This window comes from Neobacillus niacini (assembly GCF_048572935.1).
GTDB lineage: Bacteria > Bacillota > Bacilli > Bacillales > Cytobacillaceae > Neobacillus > Neobacillus niacini.
In genome coordinates this window covers 5830636-5846614 of the sequence record NZ_CP183883.1, presented here as the reverse complement: position 1 = coordinate 5846614, position 15979 = coordinate 5830636, and the positions used below count along the sequence as shown (strand labels likewise).

The following is a 15979-nucleotide window of genomic DNA, read 5'->3' as shown; positions in this document are numbered from 1 at the left end:
GCCCTTTTTTATTTGGATTAAATTTCGTGCCTGCGTCTTTAAGGATAGATAAATATTTTTGTTGAATATTCAAAATATTATTTATTTTTGTTACAATAAGTTGGGATGACTTTTTATTAAAGAGGAAGAAAACGAGGATGATATTCGCAGTCTTTTTCTTACATCCAAGGATGTAAGAGGTGAACCTCAAACATTTAATCTATCTTTTTGTAAGCGCTTTATTTATTGTTAAGCTTAGGGATTGGCTATTAGTTGAAAGAGAGGTGTGCATAATGAAACAACATCCATATTTAACTGAAGACCACGAAATATTTCGGAAGTCACTAAGAAAGTTTTTGGAGAAAGAGGCTGTACCACATTATGAGAGATGGGAGGAGGAGAGAATGATTCCCCGCTCCTTATGGAGAAAGATGGGAGAGCAGGGTTTCCTTTGTCCGGATTTAGATGAAAAATATGGCGGAAGCGGTGTCGACTGGGGATTCTCTGTTGTTATAAATGAAGAGTTAGAGAGAGTGGGTTCTGGTCTAGTAGGAATGGGCCTTCATAATGATATCGTAGTGCCCTATATCAACTCTTTCGGATCAGAGGTGCAAAAACAGCGCTGGCTCCCTCGATGTGTCACTGGTGAACTGATTACTGCCATTGCTATGACTGAACCTGGCACAGGTTCTGACCTTGCCAATATTAAAACCACGGCAAAGCTTGACGGTGAGCATTATATTTTGAATGGACAAAAAACTTTTATTACAAATGGAATTCAATCTGACTTAATCCTCGTGGCTTGTAAAACGGACCCTAATGCAATACCAAAGCATAAAGGGGTGAGCTTGCTCCTTGTGGAACGGGATACTCCTGGTTTTTCAAGAGGGAGAAAGCTGAACAAAGTGGGACTTCATAGTCAAGATACGGCCGAGTTGATATTTGAAGACTGTAGAGTTCCAAAGGCAAATTTACTGGGGGAAGAAGGCAAAGGGTTTCTCTATATGATGGATAAACTCCAGCAGGAACGCCTTGTTGTAGCGATTGCAGCACAAATTGCTGCAGAAATCATGCTTCGGGGGACGATTGAATATGTGAAGAGTCGTGAAGCCTTTGGAAGGCCTATCAGCCAGTTTCAAAATACTCAGTTTAAAATAGCTGAAATGGCAACAGAGGTAGAGATGGGGAGGGTATTCTTAGACCAGTTAATAGCGGAACACATCGGTGGTCAAAATGTGGTCACGAAGGTTTCGATGGCAAAATGGAGGCTGACGGATACCGCGAAGAAAATTGCAGGTGAATGCCTCCAACTTCATGGCGGCTATGGATATATGGAAGAATACGAGATTGCAAGAAGATTCCGTGATATTCAGGTTTCGAGTATTTACGCTGGTACGAACGAAATCATGAAAACTATTATTGCAAAAAACCTAGGATTATAAATTGGAGGGGTTTAGATGACAACCACAATCGGAAAGATATTTGATTTAACGGTAAAACGATATCCGAACAAAGAAGCCATTTATGATGTTAGGAAAAATGTCCGCTATACGTATAAAGAGTGGAATGAGCAGGTAAACAGACTTGCGAATGCATTAGTGAAGGAAGGGGTCAAAAAAGGTGATCGGGTATCTACATTCATGTTTAATACAGAAGAATTAGGAACGGCATTCTTTGCATGTGCCAAGCTTGGTGCGATTTTCAATCCAATCAACTTTCGTTTAATGCCTGAGGAGGTAGCATTTATTATTTCAGATGCGACACCTAAAGTAGTTCTTTTTGAAAAGGCATTGGAGCCTGTCATTTCCGCGATTGAAAATCGTTTTGATTCTGTCTCATTTTGGTTTATTGATGAGGAAGCACCTGTCTATGCAGCAAGCTATCAGGAAAAATTAGCTGCTGCTTCAAGCGAAGACATCCAAGCAGACGTAAACGAAAATGACATCTATGCGTTTATTTATACAAGTGGGACTACAGGCAGACCAAAAGGTGTCATGCATAGTCACCGAAATATGGTGGATCAAAGTGTTCTTTGTATTGCCTCACAAAAGCTAGAAGCAGATGACGTTGGACTTGTGACCGCACCAATGTTTCATTGTGCTGAGCTGCATTGTGCCTTTTTGCCAAGAATACATTCGGGGGCAAGGAATGTTATCCTGCATCAATTCAACCCAAAACGTATCCTTCAGTTAATAGGTCAAGAAAAGATAACCAAATTCTTTGCAGCGCCAACGATGTGGAACATGCTTCTTCAAGAGGACTTAAGTCAATATAATACAGACAGTCTAAAGCTTGGTTTATATGGTGCGGCTCCTATGGCACCGTCTCTCGTTCATGCTCTCCATGATCGTTTTGGAATTGGTCTGGTTCAAGCGTACGGGATGACCGAAATGGGACCAGCGATCACCTTCCTATCAGAGAAAGATCAGTTAAGAAAAGCAGGATCTGCAGGGCAGGCTGCTATTAATCATGATATCCGTGTGGTTCGTACAAGAGAGAATGGACCGTCTGATCCGGATGATGTCGTTCCAGTTGGAGAAACAGGAGAAATTATTGTCAAAGGTCCTTGCATGATGATTGGCTACTTTAATCGAGAAGAAGCGACTGAAAAATCGATGTATAAAGGCTGGTATCATTCTGGTGACATTGGTTATCTAGACGATGAGGGTTTCCTCTATGTCAATGACCGAGTCGATGACATGATTATCAGCGGTGGGGAAAATATTTATCCACGTGAAGTTGAAGATGTTTTGCATGCACATGAGGGAGTATTAGATGTTGCGGTTGTCGGCCAGCCAGATGACCGCTGGGGTGAAACAGTTACTGCTTTTGTAGTGAAAAAGGACCCTAAACTGACTGAAGAAGATTTAGAAGACTATTGTAAAAACAGCAATAGTCTGGCGAATTACAAACGCCCGCGTAAATATGTATTCTGTGAAGCCTTGCCGCGAAATGCAAGCGGCAAAATCCAAAAATTTGTATTGCGCAAGCAGCTAGAGGAGCTGTTTACACAGGGTTGAGGATGGGAAGGTCGTTGAGTTTATCTCAGCGGCCTTTTTATAAATATATTGTTGCGGATAGCAGGAATTAGTTGCGGATAGCAGGGGATTAGTTGCGGATAGCAGGAATTAGTTGCGGATAGCAGGTGATTAGTTGCGGATAGCAGGTGATTAGTTGCGGATAGCAGGGGATTAGTTGCGGATAGCAGGAATTAGTTGCGGATAGCAGGAATTAGTTGCGGATAGCAGGGATTAGTTGCGGATAGCAGGTGATTAGTTGCGGATAGCAGGTGATTAGTTGCGGATAGCAGGTGATTAGTTGCGGATAGCAGGGAATTAGTTGCGGATAGCAGGACAATACTTGCGAATGGCCCCAAATATTTGCGGATACCCGAAAATAATCTTCCAAATCAGAATTTACTCTCAGATTGACCAAAAAAGAGTTATAATGATAAAAGACTAAATAGCAGAAGGGGGAGAATTATTTGTTGTTTGAAAAAGCTCAACAGTTACTGGAATCTCATTTTGGTTATTCATCCTTTCGAAATGGACAGGAGCGCGCTATCCAATCCGTTTTAGCTGGAGAAAATACAATTTGTGTTATGCCAACTGGCGGAGGAAAATCTATTTGTTATCAAATTCCTGCACTTGTTTTACCAGGTACCACGATTGTAATATCCCCGTTAATCTCACTCATGAAGGATCAAGTCGATGCCCTCGTTCAAGTAGGAATTCCAGCAGCTTTTATCAATAGCTCACTAAGTTACAATGAAGCAAATGAACGAATGTGGGAAGCAAAACAAGGAATGTACAAGCTCCTATATATAGCCCCCGAGAGATTAGAATCCCGTGAATTTATCGAGGATTTAAAACAAATGGATATTCCATTGGTTGCAGTTGATGAAGCCCATTGTATTTCACAATGGGGACATGATTTTCGTCCAAGCTACCGTCATATCCAGAAAATGGTCGATAGTCTGCCACAAAAACCTAATGTATTAGCGCTGACTGCAACCGCTACACCAAGGGTTCGGGAAGATATTTGCGAAACACTCGATATCGACGAAGAGAATTCAATCATAACAGGTTTTGAACGCGAGAATCTTACTTTTGCTGTGATTAAAGGACAAGACAGGCTTCACTTTATAAGAGATTACTTAAAGAAGAATGAAAAAGAAGCAGGTATCATCTATGCAGCAACTCGGAAAAACGTGGATCAACTTTACGAAAGACTCAAAAAGGGGAATATCAATGTTGCCCGGTATCATGCAGGAATGGGAGACGCTGAGCGCATACGTGAGCAGGACCGATTCTTGAAAGATGAAGCCTCCGTTATGGTTGCAACATCAGCTTTTGGGATGGGAATTGATAAGTCCAACATCCGATATGTCCTCCATTTTCAACTGCCAAAAAATATGGAGAGCTATTATCAAGAGGCAGGCCGTGCGGGACGAGACGGACTTGATAGTGAGTGTATCCTGCTTTATTCCTCCCAGGATGTGCAGGTTCAGCGCTTCTTAATTGATCAATCCAGTGATCGATCACGTATTCATGCGGAATTGGAAAAGCTGCAGCAGATGGTGGATTATTGCCATACAGAAAACTGTTTACAAGAGTTTATTTTAAAGTATTTTGGTGAAACAGAAACGGAGTCATGCAGACGCTGCGGTAACTGCCTTGATTCCCGTTCCAGCATTGATGTAACGAAGGAAGCGCAAATGGTAATGTCTTGTCTAATCAGGATGGGGCAGCGATTTGGAAAAACACTTATAGCCCAAGTTTTAACCGGTTCTAGAAATAAAAAAGTTATTGAACTGGGCTTTGATAAGTTAACCACGTATGGAATCATGAAGGAAAAAGGAACAAAAGAAGTCAGTGATTTTATTGAGTTCTTAATCTCACAAGAATTAATAGCCATTGAACAAGGTCAATTTCCGACCTTATATGTCTCTCCTAAAGGAAAAGATGTCTTGCTGGGGAATACCAATGTTCATCGCAGAGAAACCGTTAAAGTCAGAGAAATTTCAAAAGATGATCCATTATTTGAAGCTTTACGCGAGGTAAGAAGAGCAATAGCCGAAGCTGAAAATGTGCCGCCTTTTGTAATATTTTCTGATGCTGCGCTTAAAGATATGTGTACCAAACTGCCAATGACAAATGAAGAATTCCTAACGGTAAGCGGTGTTGGGGAACATAAGTTAAAAAAATATGGACTTGATTTTATCCAAGCCATTCGCGCATTTTGCGAAGCAAACCCTGAGCGAAAGCCAGAGAGAATGATAGCCGCTGCTCCCAAAAAACCATCAAAAAAGTCAGTTGGAGATTCTCACTTAGAGACGTTTCAGTTGCACCAGCAAAACTTATCCATAGAAGAGATAGCAGAAAAAAGAGAGTTGGCACTAAGCACCGTTGAGAGCCATTTAATTCAATGTGCTCAACAAGGAATGGAAGTAGATTTCACTGTGCTTATCCCTGCAGAGTATATTCCGTTGCTTGAGGAAGCGGTTAAACAGGTTGGCAGAGACCGTTTAAAACCGCTTAAAGAACACTTACCAGAAGAAGTTAGTTATTTTATGATTAAGAGTTATTTATATTTTTTAAGTAAAAAGTAAATAGAATGAAATTATTTTTAGAATATTCGCAAATTACTTGTCGTCTGCCGTGTTAATTTGTTGATATTTCCCGGGAATTTGTCGATAAAGAAACAGCCGTATGAAAATCATACGGCTGTTATTGTTCTTTATACTCATCTAAAAAAGGCTTATTAACAAAATGATACATCCAGGCCATTAATATGCCTCCGCCAATCAAGTTACCAATGGTTACTGGTATTAGATTATGGAAAACCCCGCCCCAAGAGATTGTTCCCGGATGGTTTAGCACTAAAGCTATGGCAAATGTACACATATTGGCAATGCTATGTTCATATCCGGAAATAAAAAAGCAGAACACAAAAAGCATCATCGAAAACATCTTTGGCCCGTCGCCTTTTAGACCCATTGGAATAAAGAAAGCTAGACAAACGAGCCAATTACATAGAATTCCTCGAAAGAACAATTCCATTGTCGGAACCTGCATTTTCTTTTCCACAACACTCAACAAAAATCCATTAACGGATGATTCTTCATAAAGACCTGTTGTGAAAATTAATAGTGCGAATACTGCTGCTCCTAAAATATTTCCAATGTAGCTGCTAACCCAGAGCTGGGTTACTTCTAACCAAGCCATTTTTTTTCTGAGGGCTGCATAGGTATAATAAAAAGTATTACCAGTAAACAAATCTCCTCCCCCGTAAGCGATTAAAATTATCGCTGACCCAAAAGTGAGAGCAGCCATCGGGTAGGCAAAAGGAGAATGTTCCAAATAAAAGTAGTTTCCAGTCTTAAATGCAACAATTACACCAAAACCGATAAACATACTTGCAAGCATTGCTCTTAAAATATATCGTAACAGGCTTTGTCTAAAGATTTTTACCTTCTTTAAAGCCAGTTTTTCGACTTCGCTTAAGAGTGGCATTTCCATTTTGTGTATCACCATCCATAAATAACAAATTCTATCTTTTTAGTCTCAATCATATTACATTAAATTATGCATGTATAGAATAATAGATAAATTACTAACATAAGGTTTTTAAAAAAGCATTAAATTATCCATAAGAACCATCTATCAGCTATAATGAAGTGGTTTTTCTAATACTGATTTAAGGAGTTTACTATGTCTCAATTGAAAAAAATCACCCCTGAATATGATCCCTGGGAAGCTTATAATGATATAAAGCAATACGGAAAACCGGTGCTTACCAATATTGAATTCACGACAACTCACCTTTGTAATATGCGCTGTGAGCATTGTGCAGTAGGTTATACCCTTCAAACAAAAGACCCCGAAGCAATTCCACTGGATTTGCTATTAAATAGGTTAGATGAAATTCCAACCCTTCGGTCCCTTAGTATTACAGGCGGCGAGCCGATGCTTTCGCTGTCCTCTATAAAAAATTACGTAGTGCCAATCTTAAAATATGCTCATGAGCATGGTGTTCGGACGCAGATTAATTCCAATTTAACACTCGAATTAGCGCGTTATGAATTGATTATTCCTTATTTAGATGTTTTACATATCTCGCATAACTGGGGAACAGTGGATGATTTTGTTGAGGGTGGATTTGCCAGGATGGCAAACAAGCCTAATTACAAACAACGTGAAAAGTATTTTGCTAGAATGGTAGAAAACAGCAGGGAGTTAGTGAAGGCCGGTGTAATGGTATCTGCAGAAACCATGCTAAACAAACGTACCTTGCCGCATTTGGAGAAGATACACCGCCAAATTGTTGACGAAATGCTCTGTCAGCGTCATGAGGTTCACCCCATGTATCCGAGTGATTTTGCTAGTAATCTAGAGACGTTGTCACTGAATGAAATAAGGGAAGCTATTCATCATCTTTTAAATATTCGTGATGAAAACGTATGGATGCTTTTTGGGACACTGCCTTTTTATGCTTGCAGCCATAAGACAGAGGATTTAGAGCTTTTATCCAGACTTTATAAAAGCCGAAAGGTAACGGTCAGAAATGACCCTGATGGCAGGTCCCGTCTTAATGTTAACATCTTTAATGGTGATATAATCGTTACCGATTTTGGTGATACGCCGGCATTAGGGAATGTGCTAAATACCAAGCTCACCGACGCGTATGAAAACTGGCAATCCTCTGTCATCTCTAAGGAATTGAGTTGTCATTGTCCAGCTGTATCCTGTTTGGGTCCTAATATTTTAGTTAAAAATAGTTATTATCAGGATTTGGATTTTTCCATTCTCCAAAACAATATAAGCAAATAAAAAAAGCAGGAGCTCCTGCTTTTTTTATGCTGTATGTTTCACAAGGTTTGGGTGTTTATGCATTGAGATAGATAATATGATTCCGCTGATGATTAATAATGCACTCGTGCTGATAAATACAGCAGAAAATCCTAAATAACCTGAAATAAATCCGCCCAACATTGGACCAACGATATTTCCAAGGAACCTTAAACTAGTGTTATAACCTAGAACTTCACCCTGCATGGCGATGGGTGCCTCTTGTCGTATATACGCAATACGGACGGGAATAATTCCGCCAATCGCGATTCCAAGTATAAAACGAATGATTACTAATTGCCAATAATCGGTGACAATTGCTCCAGGAAGATAGATGATTCCAGATACAAAAAGCAGAATCACAAGAATCTTAATATATCCGTGTTTATCTGCAATTTTGCCCCAATTTCTTGACATTAGCAAATTACCTAACCCAGCGGCTGAAAAAGCTATACCTGAGTAAAAGGCTATATTTGTGTGCCCGTGGAGTTCTGTAACAAATAAAGATAAAATGGGCTGAATGCTAAAATGGGCAATCTGAACTAATGCAGAAATGAGTAAAACAGTTAATAATACTGGATTTCTAATTATATGTAATATTACTTCCTTGCTGCTATAATGTGATTTTGCACCCTTTTTCGGTTCAATTTTGTACTCCTTTGTTGCAAAAACCAGCAGACCCGAAACAAAAATAGCAATAGAAGTCCACTTAAAAGTCAAGGAGTATCCGAGTGAATCTGCTAATACGCCGCCAAGCATTGGCCCGAGAAGGGATCCTGTGATACTGCCTGTTTGTAATGTACCAAGTACCCTTCCTGCTATTTCCTTTGGGGTTTGGGTAGAAATAAAAGCTTGTGACATTGGAATAAAACCTGTAAAAAACCCCATCAACAGCCTTAAAAGGAAAAGCTGCCAAACGGTTTGCACATAGCCCATTAGAAATATCGAAAACGCCATTCCGATGCCTGAAATTATCAGAACTTTTTTTCTGCCGAAACGGTCGCCAATTTTCCCCCATATGGGAGAAAAAATAAAGGCGGATACAAATGTAACGGCAAAGGTTATTCCTGACCAGTGTTGAACGTATTTTTCAGAAAAGTCTCCGAAGGTCTCTATGTACAACGAAATAAAGGGCAGAACCATCGTCATACTGCCGGCAACAAAGAAGTTTGCGAACCACATGATTACAATATTCCGTTTGGCCATTTCTGAATTAGTCATGTCCGTCCACTTCTTTCTGAAAAATATTTCGCTTTCCTAAATATAATAATAGCGAATTTTTAAAATAATGACAGTAATATGGCCTGTTGTGTAACATCTATTACATGCAAAAGTAATATGGTATGGCTACAAACTAATTATTCTATTAAAAATATTTAGATAATACTATTGACAAATTGTTAATAGGAGATTAAATTTAGTTTAATACTTTAAACAAGTAAAATAATACGTTCTCTTATCAAGAGTGGCAGAGGGACTGGCCCGATGACGCCCAGCAACCGTTCCGTTGGAATTGGTGCTAAATCCTGCAGAACAAGTAATTGTTTTGAGAGATAAGAGAGGAGTAGTCCTTCTTTTTGTGATGAAACCTCTCTTTTCTGGAGAGGTTTTTTGTTTTATTACAGAAACCCTCCTAGGAGCAACGTTGGTAGGAATGCACGTAAAACAAAAAAGGGGAGCTTTTAACATGAAAAAGAATTTATTTAAGAGCACGTTTGTATCTGCGATTGCAGCCACACTATTGCTTACAGGCTGTGCTTCTGGGGGAGAAACAAAGCAGGCGACCGGAAATACAAAAATTGAGGGAGTTCCAGAAGTTTTCTCAAATGGTGAGCAGCCAAAAATTAAGGTAATTCGAAAAATCGGCGGGGACGATCATACAGCTCAATTCTTAGCTGGTGCTAAACAAGAGGGTGAAGCGCTTGGTTTCAAAGTAGATGTGTTTACTGCCAATGGAGATACAGCAAAATTTCATGACGCCATTAATCAAGCGTTAAATCAAAACTATGATGGATTTATTATTTCTCATGGTGATGATGATGCTACGATCAATGATGTTAAAAAAATCGTGGAAGCTGGAAAAAGTGTTGTGGCATTTGACTCTAATGCAAACCTAACAACGGTGGATGGAGTTACGCTAACATCACAGGATGATGAAGCACTTGCGACGCTGGCACTTGATCAATTAGTGAAAGAAACAAATGGTGAAGCGAATATTGCATATTTATGGGTGGATGGATTCCCGCCAATGGTTCGTAGAAATAAAGTTTACCAGGATGTATTGGAAAAGAACCCAGGAATCAAGGAAGTGGAGCGGTTTGGTGTGGCTTCTGCTGACACAAGCACTCAAACACAAAATGCAGTTGCGGCTATGTTGAACAAATATCCAAAAGGTAAACTGGATGCCATTTTTGCAACATGGGACGCTTTTGCGATCGGTGCTGCGCGTGCACTTAAAGAAGCTGGAAGAGAAGAAGTTAAGTTATATGGAATTGATGTCTCAAATGCGGATTTACAAGAAATCCAAAGAGATGGCAGTGCTTGGAAATATACAGCAGCGGTTGATCCAAAGTTAATCGGAGCTGTTAACATGAGATTATTAGCGAAGAAACTTGCAGGAGAAGAAACTCCACAAACGTTCGATCTTGAAGCATCATTAATCTCACAAGAAGATCTTCAAAAATCAAAAGAACCTGTTAATATGGTAAACCTGGCTGATATTATTCCGGGCTGGGGTCAATCTGCTGCCTTTGAAGAGGAATGGATGAAGAAGTTAAAAGAACATTATAAAAAATAACCTATTATGACGCCTGCCTATACGGTTGGCGTCTATTTTATTGATAAACAGAAAGTTTTTGATTAAACTTAGGAAATCATATTAAGAAAGAGTAATAGTGGTGAAGGATTGATGGAAAATGAAAAAACACGTACATATGAAATAATGGAAGTTTGTTTGCTTGCGGGGAAAATTATGCTCCAAAGCGGAGGGGAAACCTATCGAGTTGAGGATACGATGATGAGAATGGCCGCTGCTTTTGGAATTGAGAATTCGCACAGTTATGTAACACCGACAGGAATTATTTTTTCTGCAGAAGGTGCCGAGCCGACCAAAACGAAGTTGATTCGAATATTAACAAGATCAACTGACTTGAAAAAGGTGGCCATGGTAAATAGTATTTCACGGAGGATTAGTAGTGGAGAATTAGATCTAGAATCAGCTCTAACACTTCTAAAAGAGCTTGATTCATTAAATGTGACCTTTCCATTTATGGTTCAGGTTGCGGCAGCCTCGATTGCAAGCGGCTGTTTTATGATTATGTTTAGGGGTGAGTGGATCGATTTTATCCCAGCCATGTTAACTGGAGGAGTAGGGTATTTCGGTTTTTTATACTTTCACCGATATATACCAATAAAATTTTTCTCTGAATTTTTGGCCTCATTCATCATTGGCTTACTGTCGTTTTTTCTTGTGAAAATAGGGGCAGGACAGCAGTTAGATAAAATTATTATCGGGTCCGTCATGACGTTAGTTCCAGGACTTTTAGTCACGAATGCTGTAAGAGATTTAATGGCTGGGCATTTAGTGTCGGGATTATCTAAAGGTGCAGAAGCATTCTTAACTGCTTTTGCTATTGGATCAGGAATTGCGGTAGTATTATCTTTTTTGTAAATGGAGGCTTAATGTGGACATCATTGGACAATTAGTCACAAGCTTTATTGCCACAGCCGCTTTTGGCGTAATTTTTAATGCACCGAAGGAGACGTTAGTAAAATGCGGATTTGTTGGAATGGGTGGATGGATTATCTATTATATAGCGGAAAAGTATTCAGGTGATTCCGTTTTAGCTACACTTGGAGCCACTCTTTTTGTTGGGATTGTTAGTCAAGAGTTAGCTAAATTTTATAAAACGCCTGTTATAATTTTTAGTGTTGCAGGAATCATTCCTTTGGTTCCTGGCGGTTTGGCGTATGATACAATGAGGAATTTTGTCGAGGACGATTACTATCAAGCTTTGGCTTTAGGTGCAAAGGTAACGTTACTCTCAGGTTCAATCGCTTTTGGTCTTGTTTTTTCAGAAGTTATCAATCAGATAGTTCGTAGAATAAAAAGAGCAAATCTCTAAAAACACATAATTTTGATTAAAGCAGAGGGCAGCCTTTGCTTTTTTCGTTGTTGCCTAGAAGATTGTACCTTGTTGCCAGTGCTTAGGTGAAAGTTGGATTAGATTGCATATCCTTCCATATAAAGATGCAAACTAACCTATCTTATTCCATAATAGGTGGGTTCTCTTTATGCTTTTTTTTCGAAACTATCGTAATAAACAGAAACAGCAAAGTTCATTCAAAATGCAGAACAATGACCTCACCGAAAAAGTGATAAGTCCACTCTTATTCGAAAATATTGCAGAAATACAGAAGAGTTTTAGCGAGACTCCCGATTTAGTTGTAAAGAACTTTACCATAAAACAAACAAAGTGCTCAGCGGCTCTTGTTTATTTAAGCGGTCTCACCGATACAAAGACGGTTAATAATCATGTCTTGAGCCCGTTGTTATTCGAAGCGAATAAGGAGGAGGAAGACTTTGAAGTACAGGTATCGCTGGGGTTAGTAAAAGAGAAGAGTACTTGGCAGGAAATAGAAAATGCAATTTTACAAGGAAATAGTGTCTTATTTATTGATCAGCGGAATATAGCATTCATTTTTGATACACAGGGATGGCCGCAAAGAGGAATTGAGGATACGAACATTGAGTCTTCCTTAAGAGGTGAACATGTAGGGTTCACAGAAACAGGAATTAACAATATCGCGATGATTCGCAGGCATATTCCAAACCGAGAATTGAAAATGAAGGAAATGACTGTTGGTGCAAGAGGAAACTTGAAGGTTACCATTATGTATTTAGCCGATGTTGTAAATCCAGAGGTACTGAAGGAGCTTGTAGACCGGATAAACAAGCTGGAAGTCGATAGTGTTTTAAATGCAGCTTCCCTAGCAGAGTATATAGAGGACAACCCTTATTCTCCGTTTCCACAACTCCTTTTAACGGAACGTCCTGATTTTGCTGCTGCAGAAATATTACAGGGAAGAATCGTGACTATAGTGGATCGATCCCCTAATGTCCTAATTGGCCCTGCAACATTTGAAACTTTTTTCAAGAGTATGGATGATTATGCGTCAAGGTGGATCGCCGCATCCTTCATTCGCCTCATGAGATATTTTGCGTTTTTAGTTGCTATATTTCTACCGGCAACCTATATTGCTGTCATTGCCTTTCACTTTGAAATTATCCCATTAAAGTTGCTTTTATCGGTTGGTGCATCTAGGGAAAAGGTTCCGTTTCCGCCATTTATAGAAGCAATCATTATGGAAATTACATTAGAAATGCTGCGTGAAGCCGGTATACGTCTTCCTGCAAAAATTGGTCAAACCGTTGGTATTGTGGGTGGTATCGTCATTGGTCAAGCTGCTGTAGAAGCAGGCATCGTTAGTAATATTATGGTGATTGTCGTTGCCTTGACGGCAATCGCTTCTTTTATTATTCCAAATTATGATATGGGTGCAGCCATTCGGATGCTCAGGTTTCCAATGATGATTGCAGCATCATGGTTCGGATTTGTGGGACTCACAGTTGGACTAATGACATTAATTGCCCATTTTGTTGCACTCGAATCATTAGGTACACCTTATGGCAGTCCCATTGCTCCCTTACGCTTTCCAGATTGGAAGGATCTAATTATTCGTTTCCCTGCGTGGTCAATGGTAAAACGCCCTGAAAGTACAAGAGCGATTCAAAGCAAAAAAGCAAACTCAAATCGTCCAAAGGGTGACGAATATTGATGAAATATACACAAAATCAAATTACATTCATGCAATATATTTTTTTAATACATGGAGTCCAGACTGGAGTCGGTCTCTTAACATTGCCGCGTGAATTAGCTGAAAAAGCAGGAACAGATGGCTGGATCCCCCTTCTTATTGGCTGGTTAATCTCTACACTAGCGAGTTTACTCATTATACAGGTGATGAAGCATTATCCTAATGGAAATATTATTGATTTAATCACGCATTATTTTGGTAAATGGTGTGGAAAAATCGCAGCTTTTATTTTTATTTTGTACTTCGCTTTTCTTGGCTCTATCGTTTTTATTCGGGAAGGTCTGTTTATTCAATTTTGGATTTTAACACAAACAAATATCCTTATCATACTATTGCTCTTATCCATACCCAGCTACCTGATTGTTCGAAATAAAATAACTATATTAGGCAGGTATGCTGAATTGGTATTCTTTATGACGATTTGGATGCTCTTCTTTTATTTCAATCCATTAAAAGAAGCTCACTGGCTGCACATGCTTCCTATCATAAAGGAAGGATGGGAACCAATCCTTACCGCAGCAAAAACAACGATATTCTCCTTTATGGGATTCGAAGTCGCCTTTTTCCTTTACCCTTTTTTACAGCAAAAACAGAAAGCATCCATCGGAATAGTCATTGCCAATACCCTTACGCTGTTCGTATTTTTAATAATCACCATTGTTGCTTTTATATTTTACAGTCCAGATGAAATTACTCAGTTTAAAGAACCAACCATAAATCTGTTAAAAATAGTAGAATTTAAATTCTTAGAACGGTTAGAAATCGTTTTTTTATCATTGTATATTTTTGTCATATCTACGACTGTCCTGCCAATCTTTTTTGTAACTGTATTTTCTGCTAGTCAATTATTGGGTAAACAAGATCACAGTAAATACGTAGGTTGGTTATTAATTTTTAACCTTCTCTATATTTTTTTCTTACCTCAATCTTTTAACAAAAATACACAGCTTCAAAAAGTAAGTGAACCTATTATTTTACTAATTGGATATGTTCTTCCGCTATGTTTATGGTTATATCTCTTGCTGTACTCTCACCTAAAAAGGAGGGAACTTAAATGAAACGTTGGTTTCATGCGACTCTTTTGATTTTCCTTATCGTCTTCCTTTCTAGCTGCGGCAAGAAAGCTCCTTTAGAGGATTTGACACTTGCCTTAATCCTTGGTATTGATTTAGATGATAAAAATAACCTTGTCTTTTATGAAGTAAATCCAGTTTTTAGTGCAGGTGCAAAAAATGAATCATATGAAGTAAAAGCGAAAACGATACGAGATTCCAGAAGACTTTTTGACGCTTTGACAACAGGAGAGGTAACGGCTGGGAAGATTCAAGTATTATTAGTGGGGAAACGTATTCTGCAACAAGGAGATTGGTTCACAATCTTGGATACTGTTTATCGAAATCCAACATTTTCTATGAATACAAGAGTGGTAGCGGTTGATGGTCCTGTTTCAGAGGTAATCACTCAACATCCAGAAGAGAAACCACAAATGGCTTTACATCTGAAAGCATTGATCGATAAGAATTATGACCGAACGAGAGCAGTAAAAGGTACTCTTCAAGAATTGCATAGAGAGATACACGAGAAGGCAACGACGCCTTTTATTTCGGAAGTGAAAAAAGGAAAAAATCTCGAGCTTTCAGGGATGTCTCTACTTGATGATAAGGGGAAATATGCTCAATTTCTTACTGTGCCTGAATCTTCTCTACTATTGATGTTACAGAATAAAAAAAGGCATGAAATCACCTTGACGATTCCAGTTCTTCCAAAAGAAGATGAGAATAATATCTTCCATAAAAATTATATAAGTTTTGCTGCTAATCGAGTGAAAACAAAGATAAAACCAGGGTATAAGCAAAATAAATTTCAATTTGATATAAATGTTAAAATGAATATTAATATTGTAGAACGTTTATTTCCAGAAGAGAAGCTAAATAATAATCAATTAGCGAAGATGATTGAAAAACAATTAAAAAAACAAATCATGGACCTCATGAAGAAAATCCAAAAAAAGAAAATTGACCCTATTGGACTTGGCTTATATGCGCGTGCATACCAATATCCCCATTATAAAAAGATAGAAAATACTTGGGGAAGAGCTTTGGCGGAAGCTGATGTCAATGTATCTGTTAAAATAGACATTAACTCAAATGGAGCTGTCCAACAATAAAAACACCTCAAAATTGGACGAAGGCAGAGGAACAATTCCCCTGCCTTCTTTTGCTTTTGATCCTAGAGGATCACTATAGTAACTTGTGAATGGTTGTTTCGATGAT

Annotated in this window: 12 protein-coding genes and 1 riboswitch; of the genes, 10 read left to right on the top strand and 2 right to left on the bottom strand. The window is 38.8% G+C overall.

The window, feature by feature from the left end; all coding sequences use genetic code 11:
- Positions 1–272: 272 nt before the first annotated feature.
- From ACN6MT_RS28685 to recQ, 3 genes are all read left to right on the top strand, one after another.
- Positions 273–1421, top strand: coding sequence for an acyl-CoA dehydrogenase family protein (locus tag ACN6MT_RS28685; RefSeq protein ID WP_419954184.1), 1149 nt, complete (start codon positions 273–275; stop codon positions 1419–1421).
- 15 nt (positions 1422–1436) lie between these two features.
- Positions 1437–2999, top strand: a complete 1563-nt coding sequence (locus ACN6MT_RS28680; RefSeq protein WP_419954183.1) for a fatty acid--CoA ligase — start codon at positions 1437–1439, stop codon at positions 2997–2999.
- 467 nt (positions 3000–3466) lie between these two features.
- Positions 3467–5590, top strand: coding sequence for a DNA helicase RecQ (gene recQ / locus ACN6MT_RS28675; RefSeq protein WP_419956551.1), 2124 nt, complete (start codon positions 3467–3469; stop codon positions 5588–5590).
- Positions 5591–5708: 118 nt separating this feature from the next.
- Here the strand turns inward: recQ and ACN6MT_RS28670 are convergent, their stop codons facing one another.
- Positions 5709–6500 carry a formate/nitrite transporter family protein gene (locus tag ACN6MT_RS28670; protein ID WP_419954182.1) on the bottom strand — a complete coding sequence of 264 codons (792 nt, stop codon included), beginning with the start codon at positions 6498–6500 and terminating at the stop codon, positions 5709–5711.
- A 192-nt stretch (positions 6501–6692) separates the two neighbouring features.
- On the opposite strand from ACN6MT_RS28670, the gene yfkAB reads away from it, so the two are divergent.
- Positions 6693–7811, top strand: coding sequence for a radical SAM/CxCxxxxC motif protein YfkAB (yfkAB, locus tag ACN6MT_RS28665; RefSeq protein WP_419954181.1), 1119 nt, complete (start codon positions 6693–6695; stop codon positions 7809–7811).
- 24 nt (positions 7812–7835) lie between these two features.
- Here yfkAB and ACN6MT_RS28660 read toward each other — a convergent pair whose 3' ends face one another.
- Positions 7836–9050: an MFS transporter gene (locus tag ACN6MT_RS28660; protein WP_419954180.1), complete on the bottom strand. Its 1215-nt coding sequence runs from the start codon at positions 9048–9050 to the stop codon at positions 7836–7838.
- A gap of 232 nt (positions 9051–9282) precedes the next feature.
- Positions 9283–9389, top strand: a riboswitch (SAM riboswitch).
- Positions 9390–9516: 127 nt separating this feature from the next.
- On the opposite strand from ACN6MT_RS28660, the gene ACN6MT_RS28655 reads away from it, so the two are divergent.
- From ACN6MT_RS28655 to ACN6MT_RS28630, 6 genes are all read left to right on the top strand, one after another.
- A complete protein-coding gene (locus tag ACN6MT_RS28655) occupies positions 9517–10626 on the top strand; it encodes a sugar ABC transporter substrate-binding protein (protein WP_034677436.1) in 1110 nt (369 codons plus the stop codon).
- 111 nt (positions 10627–10737) lie between these two features.
- On the top strand, positions 10738–11499 hold the full coding sequence (locus ACN6MT_RS28650; RefSeq protein WP_034677360.1) for a threonine/serine exporter family protein: 762 nt from the start codon (positions 10738–10740) through the stop codon (positions 11497–11499).
- A 13-nt stretch (positions 11500–11512) separates the two neighbouring features.
- Entirely contained in the window at positions 11513–11953 is a 441-nt protein-coding gene (locus tag ACN6MT_RS28645) for a threonine/serine exporter family protein (protein ID WP_419954179.1), read from the top strand.
- A gap of 169 nt (positions 11954–12122) precedes the next feature.
- The gene (locus tag ACN6MT_RS28640) at positions 12123–13667 is read left to right on the top strand and encodes a spore germination protein (protein WP_419954178.1); all 1545 of its coding nucleotides are present in this window, start codon (positions 12123–12125) and stop codon (positions 13665–13667) included.
- Positions 13667–14764, top strand: a complete 1098-nt coding sequence (locus ACN6MT_RS28635) for a GerAB/ArcD/ProY family transporter (RefSeq protein ID WP_419956550.1) — start codon at positions 13667–13669, stop codon at positions 14762–14764. Before ACN6MT_RS28640 ends, ACN6MT_RS28635 begins: the two co-directional genes overlap by 1 nt.
- The gene (locus ACN6MT_RS28630; RefSeq protein ID WP_419954177.1) at positions 14761–15873 is read left to right on the top strand and encodes a Ger(x)C family spore germination protein; all 1113 of its coding nucleotides are present in this window, start codon (positions 14761–14763) and stop codon (positions 15871–15873) included. Before ACN6MT_RS28635 ends, ACN6MT_RS28630 begins: the two co-directional genes overlap by 4 nt.
- The last annotated feature ends 106 nt before the right edge of the window (positions 15874–15979 follow it).